This window comes from Salmonella sp. SJTUF15570 (genome assembly GCF_043357055.1).
GTDB lineage: Bacteria > Pseudomonadota > Gammaproteobacteria > Enterobacterales > Enterobacteriaceae > Salmonella > Salmonella enterica.
The window spans coordinates 253,239-270,458 of sequence record NZ_JBEUKJ010000006.1; the positions used below are offsets into that span (position 1 = coordinate 253,239).

Here is a 17,220-nt window from a genome sequence, read left to right on the forward strand (position 1 = left end):
GATAAGACGCGAAGCGGCGCCATCCGGCATCACAGGCTTATACGGACAACGTTTTCAGCAGTGCAAAGGCCTCTTTCATGCGGTCTTCACTCACCACAAAGGCGCGTAGTTGGCCTTCTCCGCTCATGCCTTTGGCAATCATACCGTCAGATTCTGCGGTAATCTGCCAGCTTAAATCACGGCGCTGAGTTTCTCCCGCCAGATGCAGCGGCAGTTCCGGCGTTTTGACTTTGACCAGCATCGCCGGTAGCTTCAGCGGCGCGTTGCCGCCAAGCAGATTTTTCGCCAGGTACATCGCGCTTAACTGGATTGGTTGCAGGAAGGGCAGCACCTGACCGTTGATCTCCGCGCAGTCGCCGATCGCATAAATATCCGGGTGACTGGTCTGTAGATAGCTATCCACGCAGACGCCGCGGTTGACGGCTACCCCGGCGCGGCGCGCCAGAGCGGTTTCCGGGCGTAAGCCGGTGGCGGCAATCACCGCATCGACCTCAATACTATGCTGGCTTACCAGCGTAGCGCGGATACCGGCTTCGGTTTTCTCCAGTTTTTGCAACTGCGATTTCAGCAGCAGATGCACCCCCATATCGGTCAGGTGATGCTGTAAGCGACTGCTCACTTCCGGTGGCATCAGTGAGGCGAGAAGGCTGGCGGCGTTATCCATCAGCGTTACCGTTTTCCCGGCGCGGCAGAAATCCATCGCTAATTCACTGCCAATGAGACCGCCGCCGACAATCAGCACTCGCTGCGCGTCGCGCAGTTGTGTCTCACAGGCGCGGTACTCCTGCTGGCTATTCAAAGTAAGCATTAACTCACGTCCTGCAATCGGCGGCACAAAGGCTGTCGCTCCGGTCGCCAGTACCAGCTTGTCGTACTGCCACTGCTTATCCTGACTTTTCACCACATGGGCATCGGCATCAATGTCAGCAACCCAGGTATGCGGGAACAGTCGCAGATTAAACTGTTCAGCAAATTCCCCCGCTAACTGGCGGGTGAGATCATCGGCGCGCTGCGACTGGCTGATAACGTGGCTGAGGTCGGGCTTGTTGTACTCATCCATGCTGTCCGCCGCAATCAGAGTTAACGGCACATGCGCATCTTGTTTACGGATATTTTTGACGAGCTGGCGGGCGGCGAAGCCCGACCCAATAATGATGATCCCCCGACTCATTTTGCCTCCGTCGCCAGTACGTCGAACACGTCTTTACCTAATGAACATTCCGGGCACAGGAAGTTATCCGGCACGTCGCTCCACGGCGTACCCGGCGCGACATCCTGCAACGGCTCGCCCAGCGCAGGGTCGTAAATCCACTGGCATACGCTGCATTGCATTTTGGGGCCGAGGTCTGCGGCGGCGCAGGTTGTGGTTTCTTCGACTGGCGCGGTTTTCTGTGTGGTTTCCGGCAGCGGAGCAAGCGCCCACTGACGGGCGATGTCGCGACCATGCTGACGGCACAACTCCAGCGCATCCAGATCCGGACGCCATTTCGCTTTCAGACTCAGGGACATTTCAAAACCGGCATCCTGTAAGCGCGTGGACAGTCGATCCACCGCGCCGCCGCTCCAGCCATGAGAACCGAAGGCGCTGGCGCGTTTGTTGCGAAAGCGCAGGCCGGTCATCTCTTCCACCAGACCAGCGATTTTCGGCATCATCACGTTGTTCATGGTAGAAGTGCCGACCAGCACGCCTTTCGAACGGAAGACGTTGGTCAATATTTCATTTTTATCGCTGCGGGCGACGTTAAAGATTTTGACCGCCACGTTGGGGTCCACTTCATTGATACCCTGTGCGATGGCATCCGCCATCATGCGAGTATTGTTCGACATGGTATCGTAGAAAATAGTGATACGATCTTCCTGATAATCTGCCGCCCATTTCAGATACAGCTCCACGATTTGCGTTGGGTTGTCGCGCCATACCACGCCGTGTGAGGTGGCAATCATATCCACCGGCAGGTTGAAGCCGAGGATTTCGGTAATTTTTGGCGTTACCAGACGGCTGAACGGCGTCAGGATATTGGCGTAGTAGCGCTGGCATTGTTCAAACAGTTCAGTTTGGTCCACTTCATCATTGAACAGGCGCTCGTCGCAGTAGTGCTGACCAAAGGCGTCGTTGCTGAATAACACCGCGTCGCCGGTCATATAGGTCATCATGCTGTCCGGCCAGTGCAGCATCGGCGTTTCCACGAAGATCAACTGCTTGCCGTTGCCGATATCCAGCGTATCGCCGGTTTTCACCACCTTAAAATTCCATTCCGGGTGATGGTGATGGCCGTTGATAGAGTCAATGGCGTTGGCGGTACAGTAGATAGGCGTGTCCGGGATCTGCGCCATCAGTTCGGTCAGCGCGCCTGCATGGTCTTCTTCGGCATGGTTAATGATGATGTAGTCGATATCCGCGAGGTCGATTTCACTGCGCAGATTTTGCACAAACTCACGGCTAAACTTATGATCGACGGTATCGATCAGCACATTCTTTTCTTCACGAATGAGATAGCTGTTATAGCTGCTGCCGCGCAGCGTTTTGTATTCAGTGCCGTGAAAATCACGTACTTCCCAGTCGCGTTGGCCAACCCAATGAATATTATTTTTAACCAGAATAGACATAACCACCTCAATTCATTCAACGTTTACAAAAAGTTGTTTTGCTTATTGCAGGTAGTGTGCCAATTTTGCATCTTATTGATTTATATGAATTTATAATAAGTTTGTATTTTTGATATAGTCAAAAAGACTATAAATGATGCTGTCAATATGACACTATAGGTTGTCAAAATGACAATGAGGTAACCATGAGTTTTTCCGTGGAGGTATTGGCGGGCATCGCCATTGAGTTACAACGCGGCATTGGGCATCAGGATCGTTTTCAGCGGCTGATTACTACGCTGCGTCAGGTTCTGGCGTGCGACGCCTCGGCGCTGTTGCGTTATGAATCTCGACAATTTATTCCACTGGCGATTGATGGCCTGGCGCAGGACGTTCTCGGCAGACGTTTTACCCTGGAAGGGCATCCGCGCCTGGAAGCCATCGCTCGCGCGGGGGACGTGGTGCGTTTTCCGGCTGATAGCGATTTACCCGATCCGTATGACGGGTTAATTCCCGGACAGGAAAGCCTGAAAGTCCACGCCTGTGTTGGTCTGCCGCTGTTTGCCGGACAGAACCTCATCGGTGCGCTGACCCTTGATGCTATGACGCCGGAGCAGTTCGAGGTATTTAGCGATGAAGAGCTGCGGCTTGTCGCCGCGCTGGCCGCCGGGGCATTGAGCAATGCGCTGTTAATTGAACAACTGGAAAGCCAGAACATGCTGCCGGGGTCGTCAGGCGTGTTTGAACCGATAAAAGAGACGCACATGATCGGCCTGTCGCCGGCGATGACGCAGTTGAAAAAAGAGATCGAGATTGTGGCGGGCTCCGATCTTAACGTGCTGATCGGCGGTGAAACGGGGACTGGTAAAGAGCTGGTGGCGAAAGCCATTCACCAGGGCTCCCCCAGAGCGGTCAATCCGCTGGTCTATCTCAACTGTGCCGCGCTGCCGGAAAGCGTGGCGGAGAGCGAGTTGTTTGGTCATGTAAAAGGGGCTTTTACCGGGGCTATCAGTAATCGTAGCGGTAAGTTTGAAATGGCGGATAACGGCACGCTGTTTCTGGATGAGATTGGCGAACTGTCGCTGGCGCTACAGGCCAAGCTACTTCGCGTGTTGCAGTATGGCGATATTCAGCGCGTCGGCGACGATCGTAGCCTGCGCGTGGATGTGCGGGTGTTGGCGGCGACCAACCGTGACCTGCGTGAAGAGGTGCTGGCGGGGCGTTTTCGCGCCGACCTGTTCCATCGCCTGAGCGTTTTCCCGCTCTTTGTGCCGCCGCTGCGCGAGCGCGGCGATGATGTGGTGTTGCTGGCGGGCTATTTTTGCGAGCAGTGCCGACTGCGGCTGGGGCTGTCCCGCGTGGTACTGAGTCCCGGCGCGCGCCGCCATTTGCTCAACTATGGCTGGCCGGGCAACGTCCGGGAGCTGGAACATGCCATTCACCGTGCGGTTGTACTGGCGAGAGCGACCCGGGCAGGGGATGAGGTGGTACTGGAGGAGCAGCATTTTGCCTTGTCAGAGGACGTTTTACCCGCGCCGTCTGCGGAAAGCTTTCTGGCGCTGCCGGCCTGCCGCAATTTGCGCGAATCGACGGAGAACTTCCAGCGAGAGATGATTCGCCAGGCGCTGGCGCAAAATAATCACAACTGGGCGGCCAGTGCGCGGGCGCTGGAAACCGACGTCGCCAACCTGCATCGGCTGGCGAAGCGTCTGGGACTGAAGGATTAGATAATCCCCGCCTGGTAGAAATCCTGCAGGTTAATGGCGCCGGTGAGTTTGCCGTTTTCATCGACCACCGGCGCGGCGGTAATTTTGCGTTTCATCAGGAGCTCTTTGGCGTCAATGGCGCGGCTTTGCGCCTGGAGCGTAATACCGTTGGGCGTCATGGCTTCGCTTACCGGCGTGGTGAGCGCGCCGCCGCCCACCAGCCAGCGACGCAGGTCGCCGTCGGTAAAGACGCCTTTCACAACATGTTGCTCATCGCAAACCGCCACCAGCCCCAGCCCGGTACGGCTAAGTTCCAGCATGGCATCCATCACGCTGGTGGCGAGCATTACCTGCGGTATTGCATCGCCCTGGCGCATCAGGTGATGCACATTATTGAGCAAACGCGCGCCCAGTGCGCCAGCCGGATGCGAACGGGCGAAATCTTCTTCGTTAAAACCGCGCGCCTGCATGACCGCCATCGCCAGCGCATCGCCCATCATCAGCGTATTGACGGTACTGGATGTCGGCGCCAGATGCATCGGACAGGCTTCACGCTCGACGGAAATATCCAGAACGGCTTTTGCCGCTCGCCCCAGCGGAGAGTGAGGTTTACCGGTCATCGCCAGCAGCGCGACGGATTTATCTTCCAGACGTGGGATGATGAGGTCGAGTTCTTTTGCGCCGCCGGAATAGGAGATAAATAACATCACGTCGCGGCTTTCAATCATCCCCAGATCGCCATGCAGTGCTTCCGCCGGATGAACAAAAAAAGCGGGAGTACCGGTACTGGCAAGCGTCGCGGCGATTTTTTTACCAATATGACCTGATTTACCAATGCCGGAAACGATCACTTTGCCTTCACAGTGAATAATGATATTGGCGGCGCGGACAAAATCATCGCCCAGACGCTCCGGCAGACGGCTGGCTTCCTGTAGCTCCAGCATTAAGGTCTGACGGCCCGCGTTTAGTAGTGCATCACTCATTGCTTTCTCCGGTTATGATTACTTCAATCCCTTTTGCTTCCAGCGCCTGACGAAATGCCGGATCGATACCCGCGTCCGTGATCAGTTTGTCGACGGTTTCCAGACTGCACACCACATTGGGGCTTTTACGACCAAATTTTGAGGAGTCCGCCATCAGAATCACCTCGCGTGCTGCATTGCACATTGCGTTACTGACGGTGTAAACCTCATTGAACGTGGTCACACCGACGTTCAGGTCAATACCGTCAGTTCCCATGAAAAGTTTATCAAAGCTGAATTGCTCAAAGGCGTTTTCCGCCAGTTGACCGTGAAACGACGCCGATTTTTTACGGAAGGTGCCGCCGGGCATCAGGATAGTTTGTTCGTTGTCCAGTTCCGATAGCGCGTTGACAATATGGAGGCTGTTGGTCATCACCGTGATGTTGCTAAAACGCGAAAGCAACGGCACCATCTGTAACACGGTACTTCCGGCGTCCAGAATAATGGAATCGCCATCATGGATATATTTCACAGCGGCTGCGGCTATCAGCGCTTTTTTGTGGGTGTTGATAAGCGTTTTGTGATCAATAGGCGGATCGGACTCTTCTTTATTCAACACCACGCCGCCATAGGTGCGGATGACGGTTCCGGCATTTTCCAGAATGACCAGATCTTTACGGATAGTGGTGCCTGTCGTGTCAAAGTACTGGGCCAGTTCTTCAACCGAGCATTTTCCCTGTTTTTGCAGGTGCTCCAGAATCGCGGCCTGACGCTGACGAGGTTTCATAGGCGTGATTACCCTGACTTATGTATTTACCCGTCATACTTCACGCTGCATGTGCGTTGGCTTTCCTCGCTCACCCCGGTCACGTACTGATGTACGCTCCTGGGATTCACTGCGTCGCCGCCTTCCTGCAACTCGAATTATTTAGGGTATTGGTTGCAAAATGATAATTTCGCAAGCTATACGCATTCACAACGAAATTACCCATGTTTCAGTTTAAGCGCCAATGATAGTGCATTCTGCGCGAGCGAATCATGGGGAAAGATCACATCAGGCTGTAATTCATGCAAATGTTTTCCTTGCATTGCGGCAATTTTAACCGGTCTGGCGAATACCGTAAGGCCTTTCATCAATAAAGTGTCCGTCACCCGCTGCTGTTCGTCCAGCGCCACGGCAACCACCACCCGGGGCTTAAAACGCCCGCCGGAGCGCCCGACGCCGACCCGTCCCTGTTGGCTAAGTTTATCGAAAGCTCGATTAAAGCGGGAAATCTGCCAGCCGCCCAGCGCCAGCTGCGCACACCAGGCGATAACGGCGACGGTAATCAGAGTGGAAACCATAATGTGCTCCTGTTGTTTTGCCTGATGGCGGCGTAACCGTCTTATCCGGCCTACGGCGCCATCCGGCAATTCACGGTCAGAACATCACTTGACCGCCGGTTACGTTGATCGACTGCCCGGTGCAATAAGACGCTTTCGGGCTGGCATAAAATAGCAGCATGTTCAGCACATCCTGATAATCACACCCGCGTTTGAGCGGTACTTTATCAATGTAATACTGTTCCACCTCGTCGGGCTTAATGCCCAGTTTAGTGGCGTATTGCGGCAGCAGTGACTGGAACATCGGCGATTTCAACAGGTTGCCGAGCATCAACGAGTGTACGGTAATGCCGTATTCCGCCAGATCCAGCGCCAGAGACTGGGTTAACCCCACGCCGCCGAATTTCGCCGCGCTGTAGCCGGAGTTGTGTTTACTGCCCACTTTGCCGGATTTAGAGTTAATCTGAATAATGCGCCCCTGAATGCCGTCGCGGATCATCAGGCGGGAAAACTCACGGGCGCAGAGGAAATAGCCCACCAGATTAACCTGTAGCGAGCGGTCAAAATCGCCCAACTGGAAATCGCTGATAAACGCCGCTTTGGCGATACCCGCGCTGTAAACCAGCAGATCGACGCGCCCGAAAATCTCGTCTACGCCGCGGGACAGCGCCAGCACGTTCTGCTCGCTGGTAGCGTCGGCGCCAAAACCGTACGCCATACCTTCGCCAAAATCGGCGTTAATTTCCTGGGCGACATTCGCGGCTTTATCGCTTTGAATATCAACGACCGCCACGCGGTATCCTTCTTCTGCAAGCCCACGGCAAAGGAATGCCCCCAGGGTCTGGCCTCCGCCAATGACAACGGCAACTTGATTCATGTTTTTTCTCCTTAAGCGACAAACGTCAAAATACAGCCCGGCGCGATATCGTCCGGTACAGGCCCCGCAACGTGTACGGTGCCGGGAAATTCCGCTTCACGCAGACCATCGAAGCGCAAAGTGATATGCCCCAGTTCACGCAGGTTTTGCTCGGCTACGCTGCCGACCGCCGTGACCGGATAGCAATGTTGGCCCAATTCACACCGCGCGCCAGGCTGCAGCGCGCCGGTCAGTTCGCCATGACAATGGATGAAGCAAAATTCTTCGATATCCGCCGGCGCGCCTTCCCGAAACGTAATCAGCATCTGTTCGCCGAGCGCCTCCATCGCGCTCTGGCCGATACGGGTGATGGTGGTTTGATAAATCACGCTCATGTCTGAACCTCTTATTGATAGATAAAGCCGGAAACAAACCAGGCGATAAGTACCGTGGGCGCGCCAGTCAGGAAGCGTCCGACCAGCACAGAAGGTACGCCGACGCGAACGGTGTCTTGTTTCGCTTCCGCCAGCGACAGGCCGACCGGGATAAAGTCGCAGGCCGCCTGCGCGTTAATCGCGAACAGGGCGGGAAGCGCCAGATGCGGGGGGATATTGCCCAGGCCTATCTGAACGCCGATCAGAACGCCAATAACCTGAGCGATAACCGCGCCAGGGCCGAGAAAGGGCGACAGCAGCGGGAAAGAGCAGATCAATGCCAGCGTCACCAGCCCCAGTGGATGGCTGGCTAATGGCGCCAGGCCGTGGGCGATCCAGTCGCCAAGACCTGAGGCCATAATGATGCCGATCAGCGCCGAAACGAACGCCATAAACGGCAGGATTGTTTTCAGGACCGTATCAATGGTGTCGCGACCGGACTGGAACAGTACCGCCACGGCGGAGCCCATTCCCATACCGACTTTTGCCAGCAGCCCGTCGCTCTGCTCGGTGATTTTTTTGCTGGTGTCGTAGTCACGTCCTAATGTCGTTTTGGCAGGCTGGGGACTGGCAGGCGTTTCGCCGACAAGAGTAATGTTTTCTTCTTTTACGCCGGAGACATAAATATCCTCAACAATATACTGCGCCAGGGGGCCGGACTTACCCGTCGAGTGAATATTAATGGTTGGAATCCGGCGTTTCGGATAGATACCGCAGCGCAGCGTACCGCCGCAGTCGATAATGGCCGCGCCGATCTCCGCTTCCGGTGGTTCGCCTTCTTTAAAGCCGTCCACCGCTTGCCAGCCTGTTAGTTGCGCCAGTTTGTCGACGATCGCCGGGCGCGTACCGGCTGTGATATAGACGATCTTTTTGCCTGGCGTAACGTCCAGTTCAAGCGGGCCGCCCCAGCCGCCGGCGCCTTTCTCAATACGAACCCGTGTCATGATACCGCTCCTGTCAGATGAACTTTCTGCTCAAGTTGAATCCCCATTTTTTTCTCAAAAATAGCGGTGGTGAGATCGGTGACCCAACCGCGGAAGAAGTTCGTCACCAGACCTACCAGCAGATAGCTCACCGCGAGCGGGCCGAGAGGAAGCCCTAACGTGGTGAGTCCGCTGGCGATACCCAGATAAACAAACAGTTCGCCGGGATTGATATGCGGAAACAGACCGTTCATGGAGTGACAGCTATAGGAGGCCGCCGCGTAATAGCTCGGCTTGTACTTCTCCGGCATAAAGCGTCCCAGGCTCAGGGTCATCGGATTACAAAAAACAAATGTCCCGATACACGGTAAAAGCAGGTAACGGGATAGCGGATTTCCGGCACAACGTTGGGCAAAACGCTCAATACGCTGCTGGCCGATAAAATTGATGAGCGCATTCATGATAACCAGCAGGCTTATCAGTAGCGGAAGAATACCTGTCACCATACCGGTAAACACCTCTCCGCCTTTCTGGAATAACCCGATGAACCACTCCGCACCATGTGTAATGGTTTCGATCATTGTTCTCTCCTGTAGGGTTTTTAGTTTTCTTGCTAATTTCCTGTTCATTGTAATCATGTTGAAAGATTCAAAAGTGTTATTGTGATCGCAAAATAAAAGAAAAATATTTTAACTTGAAAGATTGCGGGGTGGGGGAGCGGATACAAACTGAAAAGAGGAGAAAGGTGATTTATTCTCTTGTGCCGCTTCCTTGTGCGGCGGGGGATGCTTTACCATACTTCTCCCTGGCTGAATTTGTTTAATGGATCTCTCATGTTCAAGCGTCGTTATGTAGCGTTACTTCCACTTTGCGTATTGCTTGCTGCCTGTAGCAGCACGCCAAAATCTTCCGAGACTCAAGCGACGACGGGCACGCCTTCCGGCGGCTTTCTGCTTGAGCCGCAGCATAACGTCATGCAAATGGGCGGTGACTTCGCCAACAACCCTAATGCGCAGCAGTTCATTGATAAAATGGTCAGTAAACACGGTTTCGACCGTCAGCAGCTGCAGGAGATCCTCTCGCAGTCTAAAAGACTGGATTACGTCCTGCGTCTGATGGACAGACAAGCGCCGACCACTCAGCCGCCCGCTGGACCAAATGGCGCCTGGTTGCGCTACCGCAAACAATTTATTACGCCGGATAACGTGCAAAACGGCGTCGCGTTCTGGAATCAGTATGAAGACGCGCTGAACCGCGCCTGGCAGGTATACGGTGTACCGCCGGAAATCATCGTGGGGATTATCGGCGTGGAAACCCGCTGGGGACGTATCATGGGGAAAACGCGGATTCTGGACGCGCTGGCGACGCTGTCATTTAACTATCCGCGCCGGGCGGAATATTTCTCCGGCGAGCTGGAAACCTTCCTGCTCATGGCGCGCGATGAGCAAGACGATCCGCTCAATCTGAAAGGTTCCTTTGCGGGCGCGATGGGCTACGGCCAGTTTATGCCATCTTCCTATAAAGAATATGCGGTCGATTTCAATGGCGATGGGCACATTAACTTGTGGGATCCGGTAGATGCCATCGGCAGTGTGGCGAACTACTTCAAGGCGCATGGTTGGGTGAAAGGCGATACGGTTGCGGTGCCGGCGAATGGTCAGGCGCCGGGACTGGCGAATGGTTTCAAAACAAAATACAGCCTCTCTCAGCTTGCCGCCGCAGGCTTAACGCCGCAGCAATCGTTGGGCAATCATCAGGAAGCCAGCCTGCTGCGTCTGGATATCGGTACGGGCTACCAGTACTGGTACGGCCTGCCGAACTTCTACACCATTACCCGATATAACCACAGCACGCATTATGCGATGGCGGTTTGGCAACTGGGCCAGGCGGTAGCGCTGGCGCGGGTGCGCTAATTTACGCTTAGGGAGGGGAGCACCCCCTCCGCTATTATTATGGCTTTTTGGGCTGATTCTCTGCCTGCAAGTGGGATATCTTCTTTGATAGTGCCAGACTATATCCCAGACATCCCAGACCTAAGATAATTTGACCGCCGTCATACGGTTCAAAATAGCCTGACGACAATATATTCAGTACTCCCATTCCTAATGAACATACTCCACCCACAATTAACCACAGCCGTAGTTGACAGGTTTGTTTCAGTTTGTGCTGTGTGCTTTCCGTTTTTTTGAGTGACATCCTTGCTTTCTCTCCGTGCGTGTAAATTTAGCGACATGGTACTGCTATTTAGTCATGTGCTACCTCATTTCATTCTGCATAAATAACCTGCTGGCATTTTTTCGGAATCCGACTCGTAAAATCGACTGCTCGTCCCCATCTCTGGTGAGAAAGTGCTATCTTGTGCGGCAGGATTTCTAACTGACAGAGGTCATGATGACTGACAGTGAACTGATGCGGCTTAGCGAGCAGGTCGGGCTGGCGTTAAAAGCGCGCGGGGCGACCGTAACGACAGCAGAGTCCTGTACCGGCGGCTGGCTGGCGAAAGCCATTACCGACATCGCCGGAAGCTCCGCCTGGTTTGAACGCGGCTTTGTCACCTATAGTAATGAAGCCAAAGCGCAGATGATTGGCGTGCGTGAAGAGACCCTGGCGCAGCATGGCGCGGTCAGTGAACCCGTAGTGGTCGAAATGGCGATCGGGGCGCTGAAGGCCGCTCGCGCCGATTTTGCTGTCGCTATTAGCGGGATTGCCGGGCCGGATGGCGGCAGTAAAGAAAAGCCGGTTGGTACGGTGTGGTTTGCTTTCGCCAGCGTCAGCGGAGAAGGGATTACGCGTCGGGAATGCTTCAGCGGCGACCGTGAATCGGTGCGTCGACAGGCGACGACGTACGCGCTACAAACCCTGTGGCAACAATTTCTACAAAACACTTGATACTGTATGAGCATACAGTATAATTGCTTCAACAGTACGAATTCACTATCCGGTTCAATACCAAGTTGCATGACAGGAGTAATAATGGCTATCGACGAAAACAAACAGAAAGCGTTGGCGGCAGCACTGGGCCAAATTGAAAAGCAATTTGGTAAAGGCTCCATCATGCGTCTGGGTGAAGACCGTTCTATGGATGTGGAAACTATCTCCACCGGTTCGCTTTCACTGGACATCGCACTCGGTGCGGGCGGTCTGCCGATGGGGCGTATCGTCGAAATTTACGGGCCGGAATCTTCCGGTAAAACGACCCTGACGCTGCAGGTGATTGCCGCTGCGCAGCGTGAAGGTAAAACCTGTGCGTTTATCGATGCGGAACACGCGCTTGACCCTGTTTACGCACGCAAGCTGGGCGTCGATATCGATAACCTGCTCTGCTCTCAGCCGGATACCGGCGAGCAGGCGCTGGAAATCTGTGACGCGCTGGCGCGTTCAGGCGCGGTGGACGTCATTGTGGTCGACTCCGTAGCGGCGCTAACGCCGAAAGCGGAAATCGAAGGCGAAATCGGCGACTCTCACATGGGCCTCGCGGCGCGTATGATGAGCCAGGCGATGCGTAAGCTGGCGGGGAACCTGAAACAGTCCAACACGCTGTTGATTTTCATCAACCAGATCCGTATGAAGATTGGCGTGATGTTCGGTAACCCGGAAACCACCACCGGCGGTAACGCGCTGAAATTCTACGCCTCTGTTCGTCTTGATATCCGTCGTATTGGCGCGGTGAAAGAGGGCGATAATGTCGTGGGTAGCGAAACGCGTGTGAAAGTGGTGAAAAACAAAATCGCCGCGCCGTTTAAGCAGGCCGAGTTCCAGATCCTCTACGGCGAAGGCATCAACTTCTATGGCGAACTGGTTGACCTGGGCGTGAAAGAGAAGCTGATCGAGAAAGCGGGCGCATGGTACAGCTACAACGGCGAGAAGATTGGCCAGGGTAAAGCGAACGCGACTACCTGGCTGAAAGAGAACCCGGCGACAGCGAAAGAGATCGAGAAAAGGGTTCGTGAATTACTGTTGAGTAATCAGAATGCCACGCCCGATTTCGCCGTTGACGATAGCGAAGGCGTTGCAGAAACCAACGAAGATTTTTAATCATCAGGTGATGGTGGGTCGGACAAAACGAAGCCGCCATTCAGCAAAACGTTAAATTACCATCAAGGGCTGCATTTATGCGGCCCTTTTGGCATTTCTCCCTGTTAAGGTTTTTTATGAGTGAACCCACATCGCGCCGTCCCGCTTATGCTCGTCTCCTTGATCGTGCGGTACGTATTCTTGCTGTCCGCGATCACAGCGAGCAGGAATTACGGCGTAAACTCTCCGCGCCGGTGATGGGCAAAAATGGGCCGGAAGAGATTGATGCGACGGCAGACGATTATGAACGCGTGATCGCCTGGTGCCACGAACATCACTATCTTGATGACGAGCGCTTCGTGATGCGCTTTATCGCCAGTCGTAGCCGCAAAGGCTATGGCCCGGCGCGTATTCGCCAGGAGTTGAATCAGAAAGGCATTTCCCGTGAATCGACTGAAAAAGCGATGCGAGAATGTGAAATTGACTGGAGTGAAATGGCACGTGAACAGGCTGTTCGCAAATATGGCGAGCCGCTCCCTTCAAACTTTTCAGAAAAGGTTAAGGTACAGCGCTTTTTGCTCTATCGCGGGTATCTGATGGACGATATCCAGCAAATATGGCGAAATTTTGCAGATTGAGCGCATACGGGATTTTACTTCCCGGTAAAGAAAACTTATCTTATTCCCACTTTTTCCGTCTGGACGCGGGTTGCTTAACGGCGAACAGCGTCTGCGACGAATATTCCTTAAATACACAAAATCATTCAAGCCGCATCAAAGCGGCAAGTGAGCCTCGGGAACGCGTGACCGGGAAACTCGCAGCCAACGCAGAGGCGGCCTGAAGGATGAAGTGTAGCTTGATTTCAGGATAATTATGAGCAAGAGCACCGCTGAGATCCGTCAGGCGTTTCTCGACTTTTTCCATAGTAAAGGGCATCAGGTAGTTGCCAGCAGTTCCCTGGTGCCTAACAATGACCCCACTCTGTTGTTTACCAATGCCGGGATGAACCAGTTCAAGGATGTTTTCCTTGGGCTCGATAAACGTAATTATTCCCGTGCAACCACTTCCCAGCGTTGCGTACGCGCGGGGGGTAAACACAACGATCTGGAAAACGTCGGATACACTGCACGTCACCATACTTTCTTCGAAATGCTGGGCAACTTCAGCTTCGGCGATTACTTCAAACACGACGCCATTCAGTTCGCATGGGAATTACTGACCGGTGAAAACTGGTTTGCTCTGCCAAAAGAGCGTTTATGGGTCACCGTTTATGAAACCGACGACGAAGCCTATGAGATCTGGGAAAAAGAAGTCGGCATCCCGCGCGAGCGTATTATCCGTATTGGCGACAATAAAGGCGCGCCATACGCATCGGATAACTTCTGGCAGATGGGCGACACCGGTCCCTGCGGTCCGTGCACCGAAATCTTCTACGATCATGGCGACCACATCTGGGGCGGCCCTCCGGGAAGCCCGGAAGAGGACGGCGATCGCTATATTGAGATCTGGAACATCGTCTTTATGCAGTTCAACCGTCAGGCTGACGGGACGATGGAACCATTGCCGAAACCGTCTGTAGATACCGGTATGGGGCTGGAGCGTATTGCCGCGGTACTGCAACACGTTAACTCTAACTATGACATCGACCTGTTCCGCACGTTGATTGAAGCGGTAGCGAAAGTCACCGGCGCTACCGATCTGGGTAATAAATCGCTGCGCGTTATCGCCGACCACATCCGTTCTTGCGCATTCCTGGTTGCCGATGGCGTGCTGCCGTCGAATGAAAACCGTGGTTATGTGCTGCGTCGCATTATTCGTCGCGCGGTTCGTCACGGCAACATGCTGGGCGCGAAAGAGACCTTCTTCTACAAGCTGGTTGGGCCGCTGATTGAGGTAATGGGCTCCGCAGGCGAAGAGTTGAAACGTCAGCAGGCGCAGGTCGAGCAGGTTCTGAAAACGGAAGAAGAGCAGTTCGCCCGTACGCTGGAGCGCGGTCTGGCGCTGCTGGATGAAGAACTGGCGAAATTGCAGGGCGACACCCTGGACGGCGAAACCGCTTTCCGTCTGTATGATACTTATGGTTTCCCGGTCGATCTAACGGCGGACGTCTGCCGTGAGCGCAACATCAAAGTCGATGAAGCCGGTTTTGAAGCCGCTATGGAAGAGCAACGCCGTCGTGCGCGCGAAGCTAGCGGTTTTGGCGCGGACTACAACGCGATGATCCGCGTTGACAGCGCTTCTGAATTTAAAGGTTATGACCATCTGGAACTGAACGGCAAAGTGACCGCGCTGTTTGTCGATGGTAAAGCGGTTGAAGTGATTAACGCGGGACAGGAAGCAGTTGTCGTGCTGGATCAGACCCCATTCTATGCGGAATCAGGCGGTCAGGTTGGTGATAAAGGCGAGCTGAAAGGCGCTGGATTTACTTTCGCTGTGGACGACACGCAAAAATATGGTCAGGCGATTGGTCACCTCGGCAAATTGTCTGCGGGCGCTCTGAAAGTGGGCGATGCGGTACAGGCTGACGTAGATGAAGCGCGCCGCGCACGTATCCGTCTGAACCACTCCGCCACGCACCTGATGCACGCGGCGTTGCGCCAGGTGCTTGGGACACACGTTGCGCAGAAAGGTTCGCTGGTTAGCGATAAAGTGCTGCGCTTCGACTTCTCGCACAATGAAGCGATGAAGCCGTCGGAGATTCGTCAGGTTGAAGATTTGGTGAATGCGCAAATTCGCCGCAACCTGCCGATTGAAACGAACATCATGGATCTCGACGCGGCGAAGGCGAAAGGGGCCATGGCGCTGTTTGGCGAGAAATATGACGAACGTGTACGCGTTCTGAGCATGGGCGATTTCTCTACCGAACTGTGCGGCGGTACTCACGCCAGTCGTACCGGTGATATCGGTCTATTCCGTATTATCTCTGAGTCCGGCACCGCAGCGGGCATTCGTCGTATTGAGGCGGTAACCGGTGAAGGCGCTATGGCCACCGTTCACGCGCAAAGCGATCGCTTAAACGATATTGCGCATCTGCTGAAGGGCGACAGCCAGAATCTGGGCGACAAAGTGCGTGCCGTGCTGGAACGTACGCGTCAGCTGGAAAAAGAGTTGCAGCAGTTGAAGGACCAGGCCGCAGCGCAGGAGAGTGCAAATCTTTCCAGTAAAGCGGTTGATCTCAACGGCGTGAAGCTCCTGGTCAGCGAGCTTGCTGGTATTGAGCCGAAAATGCTGCGAACCATGGTTGATGATCTGAAAAATCAACTGGGGTCTACCGTTATCGTACTGGCAACGGTTGTTGAAGGTAAGGTTTCTCTGATTGCGGGCGTGTCGAAGGATGTGACCGACCGGGTTAAAGCAGGGGAATTGATTGGTATGGTCGCTCAGCAGGTGGGCGGTAAGGGTGGCGGTCGTCCGGACATGGCGCAAGCCGGTGGTACGGATGCGGCAGCTCTGCCTGCAGCGTTAGCCAGTGTACAAGGCTGGGTCAGCGCAAAATTGCAATAATTATAAGCGTTCGTTGGCGCCGCAGCCCATGCTGCGGCGTTTACGTCAACGCTATCGACAACGATAAAGTCAGGTTGAAGTTTTGTATATCGGCTAAACTTAGGTTTAACAGAATGTAATGCCATGACTGCTTACACCTAAGGTGTTTGTCATCGCTTACTTTTTGGCGTTATATGATGGATAATGCCGGGATACAGAGAGACCCGACTCTTTTAATCTTTCAAGGAGCAAAGAATGCTGATTCTGACTCGTCGAGTTGGTGAGACCCTCATGATTGGCGATGAGGTCACCGTGACAGTTTTAGGGGTGAAGGGCAACCAGGTGCGTATTGGCGTGAACGCCCCGAAAGAAGTTTCTGTCCATCGTGAAGAGATCTACCAGCGTATCCAGGCTGAAAAATCCCAGCAGTCCAGTTACTAAGGTTTTCGCGTCTCACTTTTCGGGTGAGACGCAGCCTCTCTTCTCGCTCGCCCGCGTTGTCCCTTCATGACTTTTTTCAACCTCACTGTTGATATGGTGCGCTTTTGGCGGCCAGCGTGTCATCAAATTATCTGTTGATAAAACACTCTTTTTGGCTTTTTTACAGACTAATTGAGCGTGAAGTGTGCAAACGATAAAAGCTCTGGAAAAATTGTTTGACTTATAAGTCCCAGAAAGTAATATGTGCGCCACGCAGCGACGATGAGCAGAACAAGTTCTTCGAAGCACTCGTAAGAGGCGTGTGGTGAGGTGGCCGAGAGGCTGAAGGCGCTCCCCTGCTAAGGGAGTATGCGGTCAAAAGCTGCATCCGGGGTTCGAATCCCCGCCTCACCGCCATTTGCATCCGTAGCTCAGCTGGATAGAGTACTCGGCTACGAACCGAGCGGTCGGAGGTTCGAATCCTCCCGGATGCACCATCTCTTACCTGATACG

17 protein-coding genes and 2 tRNA genes are annotated in these 17,220 nt (G+C 54.1%); 9 read left to right on the plus strand and 10 right to left on the minus strand.

Translation table 11 applies throughout. The features are described from left to right. Positions 1-37: 37 nt before the first annotated feature. Positions 38-1,171 carry an NADH:flavorubredoxin reductase NorW gene (gene norW / locus ABVN44_RS14450; RefSeq protein WP_000086335.1) on the minus strand — a complete coding sequence of 378 codons (1,134 nt, stop codon included), beginning with the start codon at positions 1,169-1,171 and terminating at the stop codon, positions 38-40. Continuing rightward, the gene (norV, locus tag ABVN44_RS14455; protein ID WP_000026012.1) at positions 1,168-2,607 is read right to left on the minus strand and encodes an anaerobic nitric oxide reductase flavorubredoxin; all 1,440 of its coding nucleotides are present in this window, start codon (positions 2,605-2,607) and stop codon (positions 1,168-1,170) included. The genes norW and norV overlap by 4 nt, the downstream gene beginning before the upstream one ends. A 185-nt stretch (positions 2,608-2,792) precedes the next feature. Between norV and norR the strand changes: the two genes are divergently transcribed. Next, positions 2,793-4,313, plus strand: a complete 1,521-nt coding sequence (norR, locus tag ABVN44_RS14460; RefSeq protein ID WP_000010816.1) for a nitric oxide reductase transcriptional regulator NorR — start codon at positions 2,793-2,795, stop codon at positions 4,311-4,313. On the opposite strand, the gene gutQ is transcribed toward norR, so the two are convergent. The 7 genes from gutQ to srlA form a co-directional block, all read right to left on the minus strand. Further along, positions 4,310-5,275: an arabinose-5-phosphate isomerase GutQ gene (gutQ, locus tag ABVN44_RS14465; protein ID WP_001278206.1), complete on the minus strand. Its 966-nt coding sequence runs from the start codon at positions 5,273-5,275 to the stop codon at positions 4,310-4,312. The two genes, norR and gutQ, sit on opposite strands and share 4 nt — an antisense overlap. After that, the gene (srlR, locus tag ABVN44_RS14470) at positions 5,268-6,041 is read right to left on the minus strand and encodes a glucitol operon DNA-binding transcriptional repressor SrlR (protein WP_000804536.1); all 774 of its coding nucleotides are present in this window, start codon (positions 6,039-6,041) and stop codon (positions 5,268-5,270) included. The genes gutQ and srlR overlap by 8 nt, the downstream gene beginning before the upstream one ends. A 197-nt stretch (positions 6,042-6,238) precedes the next feature. Further along, positions 6,239-6,598 carry a transcriptional regulator GutM gene (gene gutM / locus ABVN44_RS14475; RefSeq protein ID WP_000255198.1) on the minus strand — a complete coding sequence of 120 codons (360 nt, stop codon included), beginning with the start codon at positions 6,596-6,598 and terminating at the stop codon, positions 6,239-6,241. Between the two features lie 76 nt (positions 6,599-6,674). After that, positions 6,675-7,454 carry a sorbitol-6-phosphate dehydrogenase gene (srlD, locus tag ABVN44_RS14480; RefSeq protein WP_023232041.1) on the minus strand — a complete coding sequence of 260 codons (780 nt, stop codon included), beginning with the start codon at positions 7,452-7,454 and terminating at the stop codon, positions 6,675-6,677. Positions 7,455-7,465: 11 nt separating this feature from the next. Then, positions 7,466-7,828, minus strand: coding sequence for a PTS glucitol/sorbitol transporter subunit IIA (gene srlB, locus ABVN44_RS14485; RefSeq protein ID WP_000111555.1), 363 nt, complete (start codon positions 7,826-7,828; stop codon positions 7,466-7,468). A gap of 11 nt (positions 7,829-7,839) precedes the next feature. Further along, the gene (locus ABVN44_RS14490; protein WP_000199039.1) at positions 7,840-8,811 is read right to left on the minus strand and encodes a PTS glucitol/sorbitol transporter subunit IIB; all 972 of its coding nucleotides are present in this window, start codon (positions 8,809-8,811) and stop codon (positions 7,840-7,842) included. Continuing rightward, on the minus strand, positions 8,808-9,371 hold the full coding sequence (srlA, locus tag ABVN44_RS14495) for a PTS glucitol/sorbitol transporter subunit IIC (protein WP_000573333.1): 564 nt from the start codon (positions 9,369-9,371) through the stop codon (positions 8,808-8,810). Before srlA ends, ABVN44_RS14490 begins: the two co-directional genes overlap by 4 nt. A gap of 252 nt (positions 9,372-9,623) precedes the next feature. Here srlA and mltB point away from each other — a divergent pair, with 252 nt between their 5' ends. Further along, positions 9,624-10,703, plus strand: coding sequence for a lytic murein transglycosylase B (gene mltB, locus ABVN44_RS14500; RefSeq protein ID WP_000476822.1), 1,080 nt, complete (start codon positions 9,624-9,626; stop codon positions 10,701-10,703). Positions 10,704-10,740: 37 nt separating this feature from the next. Here the strand turns inward: mltB and ABVN44_RS14505 are convergent, their stop codons facing one another. Beyond that, entirely contained in the window at positions 10,741-10,986 is a 246-nt protein-coding gene (locus ABVN44_RS14505) for a hypothetical protein (RefSeq protein ID WP_001519391.1), read from the minus strand. 195 nt (positions 10,987-11,181) lie between these two features. Here ABVN44_RS14505 and pncC point away from each other — a divergent pair, with 195 nt between their 5' ends. From pncC to ABVN44_RS14540, 7 genes are all read left to right on the plus strand, one after another. Then, positions 11,182-11,679, plus strand: coding sequence for a nicotinamide-nucleotide amidase (gene pncC / locus ABVN44_RS14510; RefSeq protein ID WP_023232042.1), 498 nt, complete (start codon positions 11,182-11,184; stop codon positions 11,677-11,679). An 84-nt stretch (positions 11,680-11,763) separates the two neighbouring features. Then, a complete protein-coding gene (gene recA, locus ABVN44_RS14515; RefSeq protein WP_000963150.1) occupies positions 11,764-12,825 on the plus strand; it encodes a recombinase RecA in 1,062 nt (353 codons plus the stop codon). 116 nt (positions 12,826-12,941) lie between these two features. Beyond that, complete coding sequence (recX, locus tag ABVN44_RS14520) at positions 12,942-13,442, plus strand: recombination regulator RecX (protein WP_001294863.1); 501 nt, start codon at positions 12,942-12,944, stop codon at positions 13,440-13,442. 235 nt (positions 13,443-13,677) lie between these two features. Next, positions 13,678-16,308, plus strand: coding sequence for an alanine--tRNA ligase (gene alaS, locus ABVN44_RS14525; protein WP_023232043.1), 2,631 nt, complete (start codon positions 13,678-13,680; stop codon positions 16,306-16,308). A 234-nt stretch (positions 16,309-16,542) separates the two neighbouring features. Further along, positions 16,543-16,728 (plus strand): carbon storage regulator CsrA, encoded by a 186-nt coding sequence (gene csrA, locus ABVN44_RS14530; RefSeq protein ID WP_000906486.1) that lies wholly within the window; start codon positions 16,543-16,545, stop codon positions 16,726-16,728. Positions 16,729-17,031: 303 nt separating this feature from the next. Continuing rightward, positions 17,032-17,124, plus strand: a tRNA-Ser gene (locus tag ABVN44_RS14535). Positions 17,125-17,127: 3 nt separating this feature from the next. Next, positions 17,128-17,204, plus strand: a tRNA-Arg gene (locus ABVN44_RS14540). Positions 17,205-17,220 lie beyond the last annotated feature (16 nt).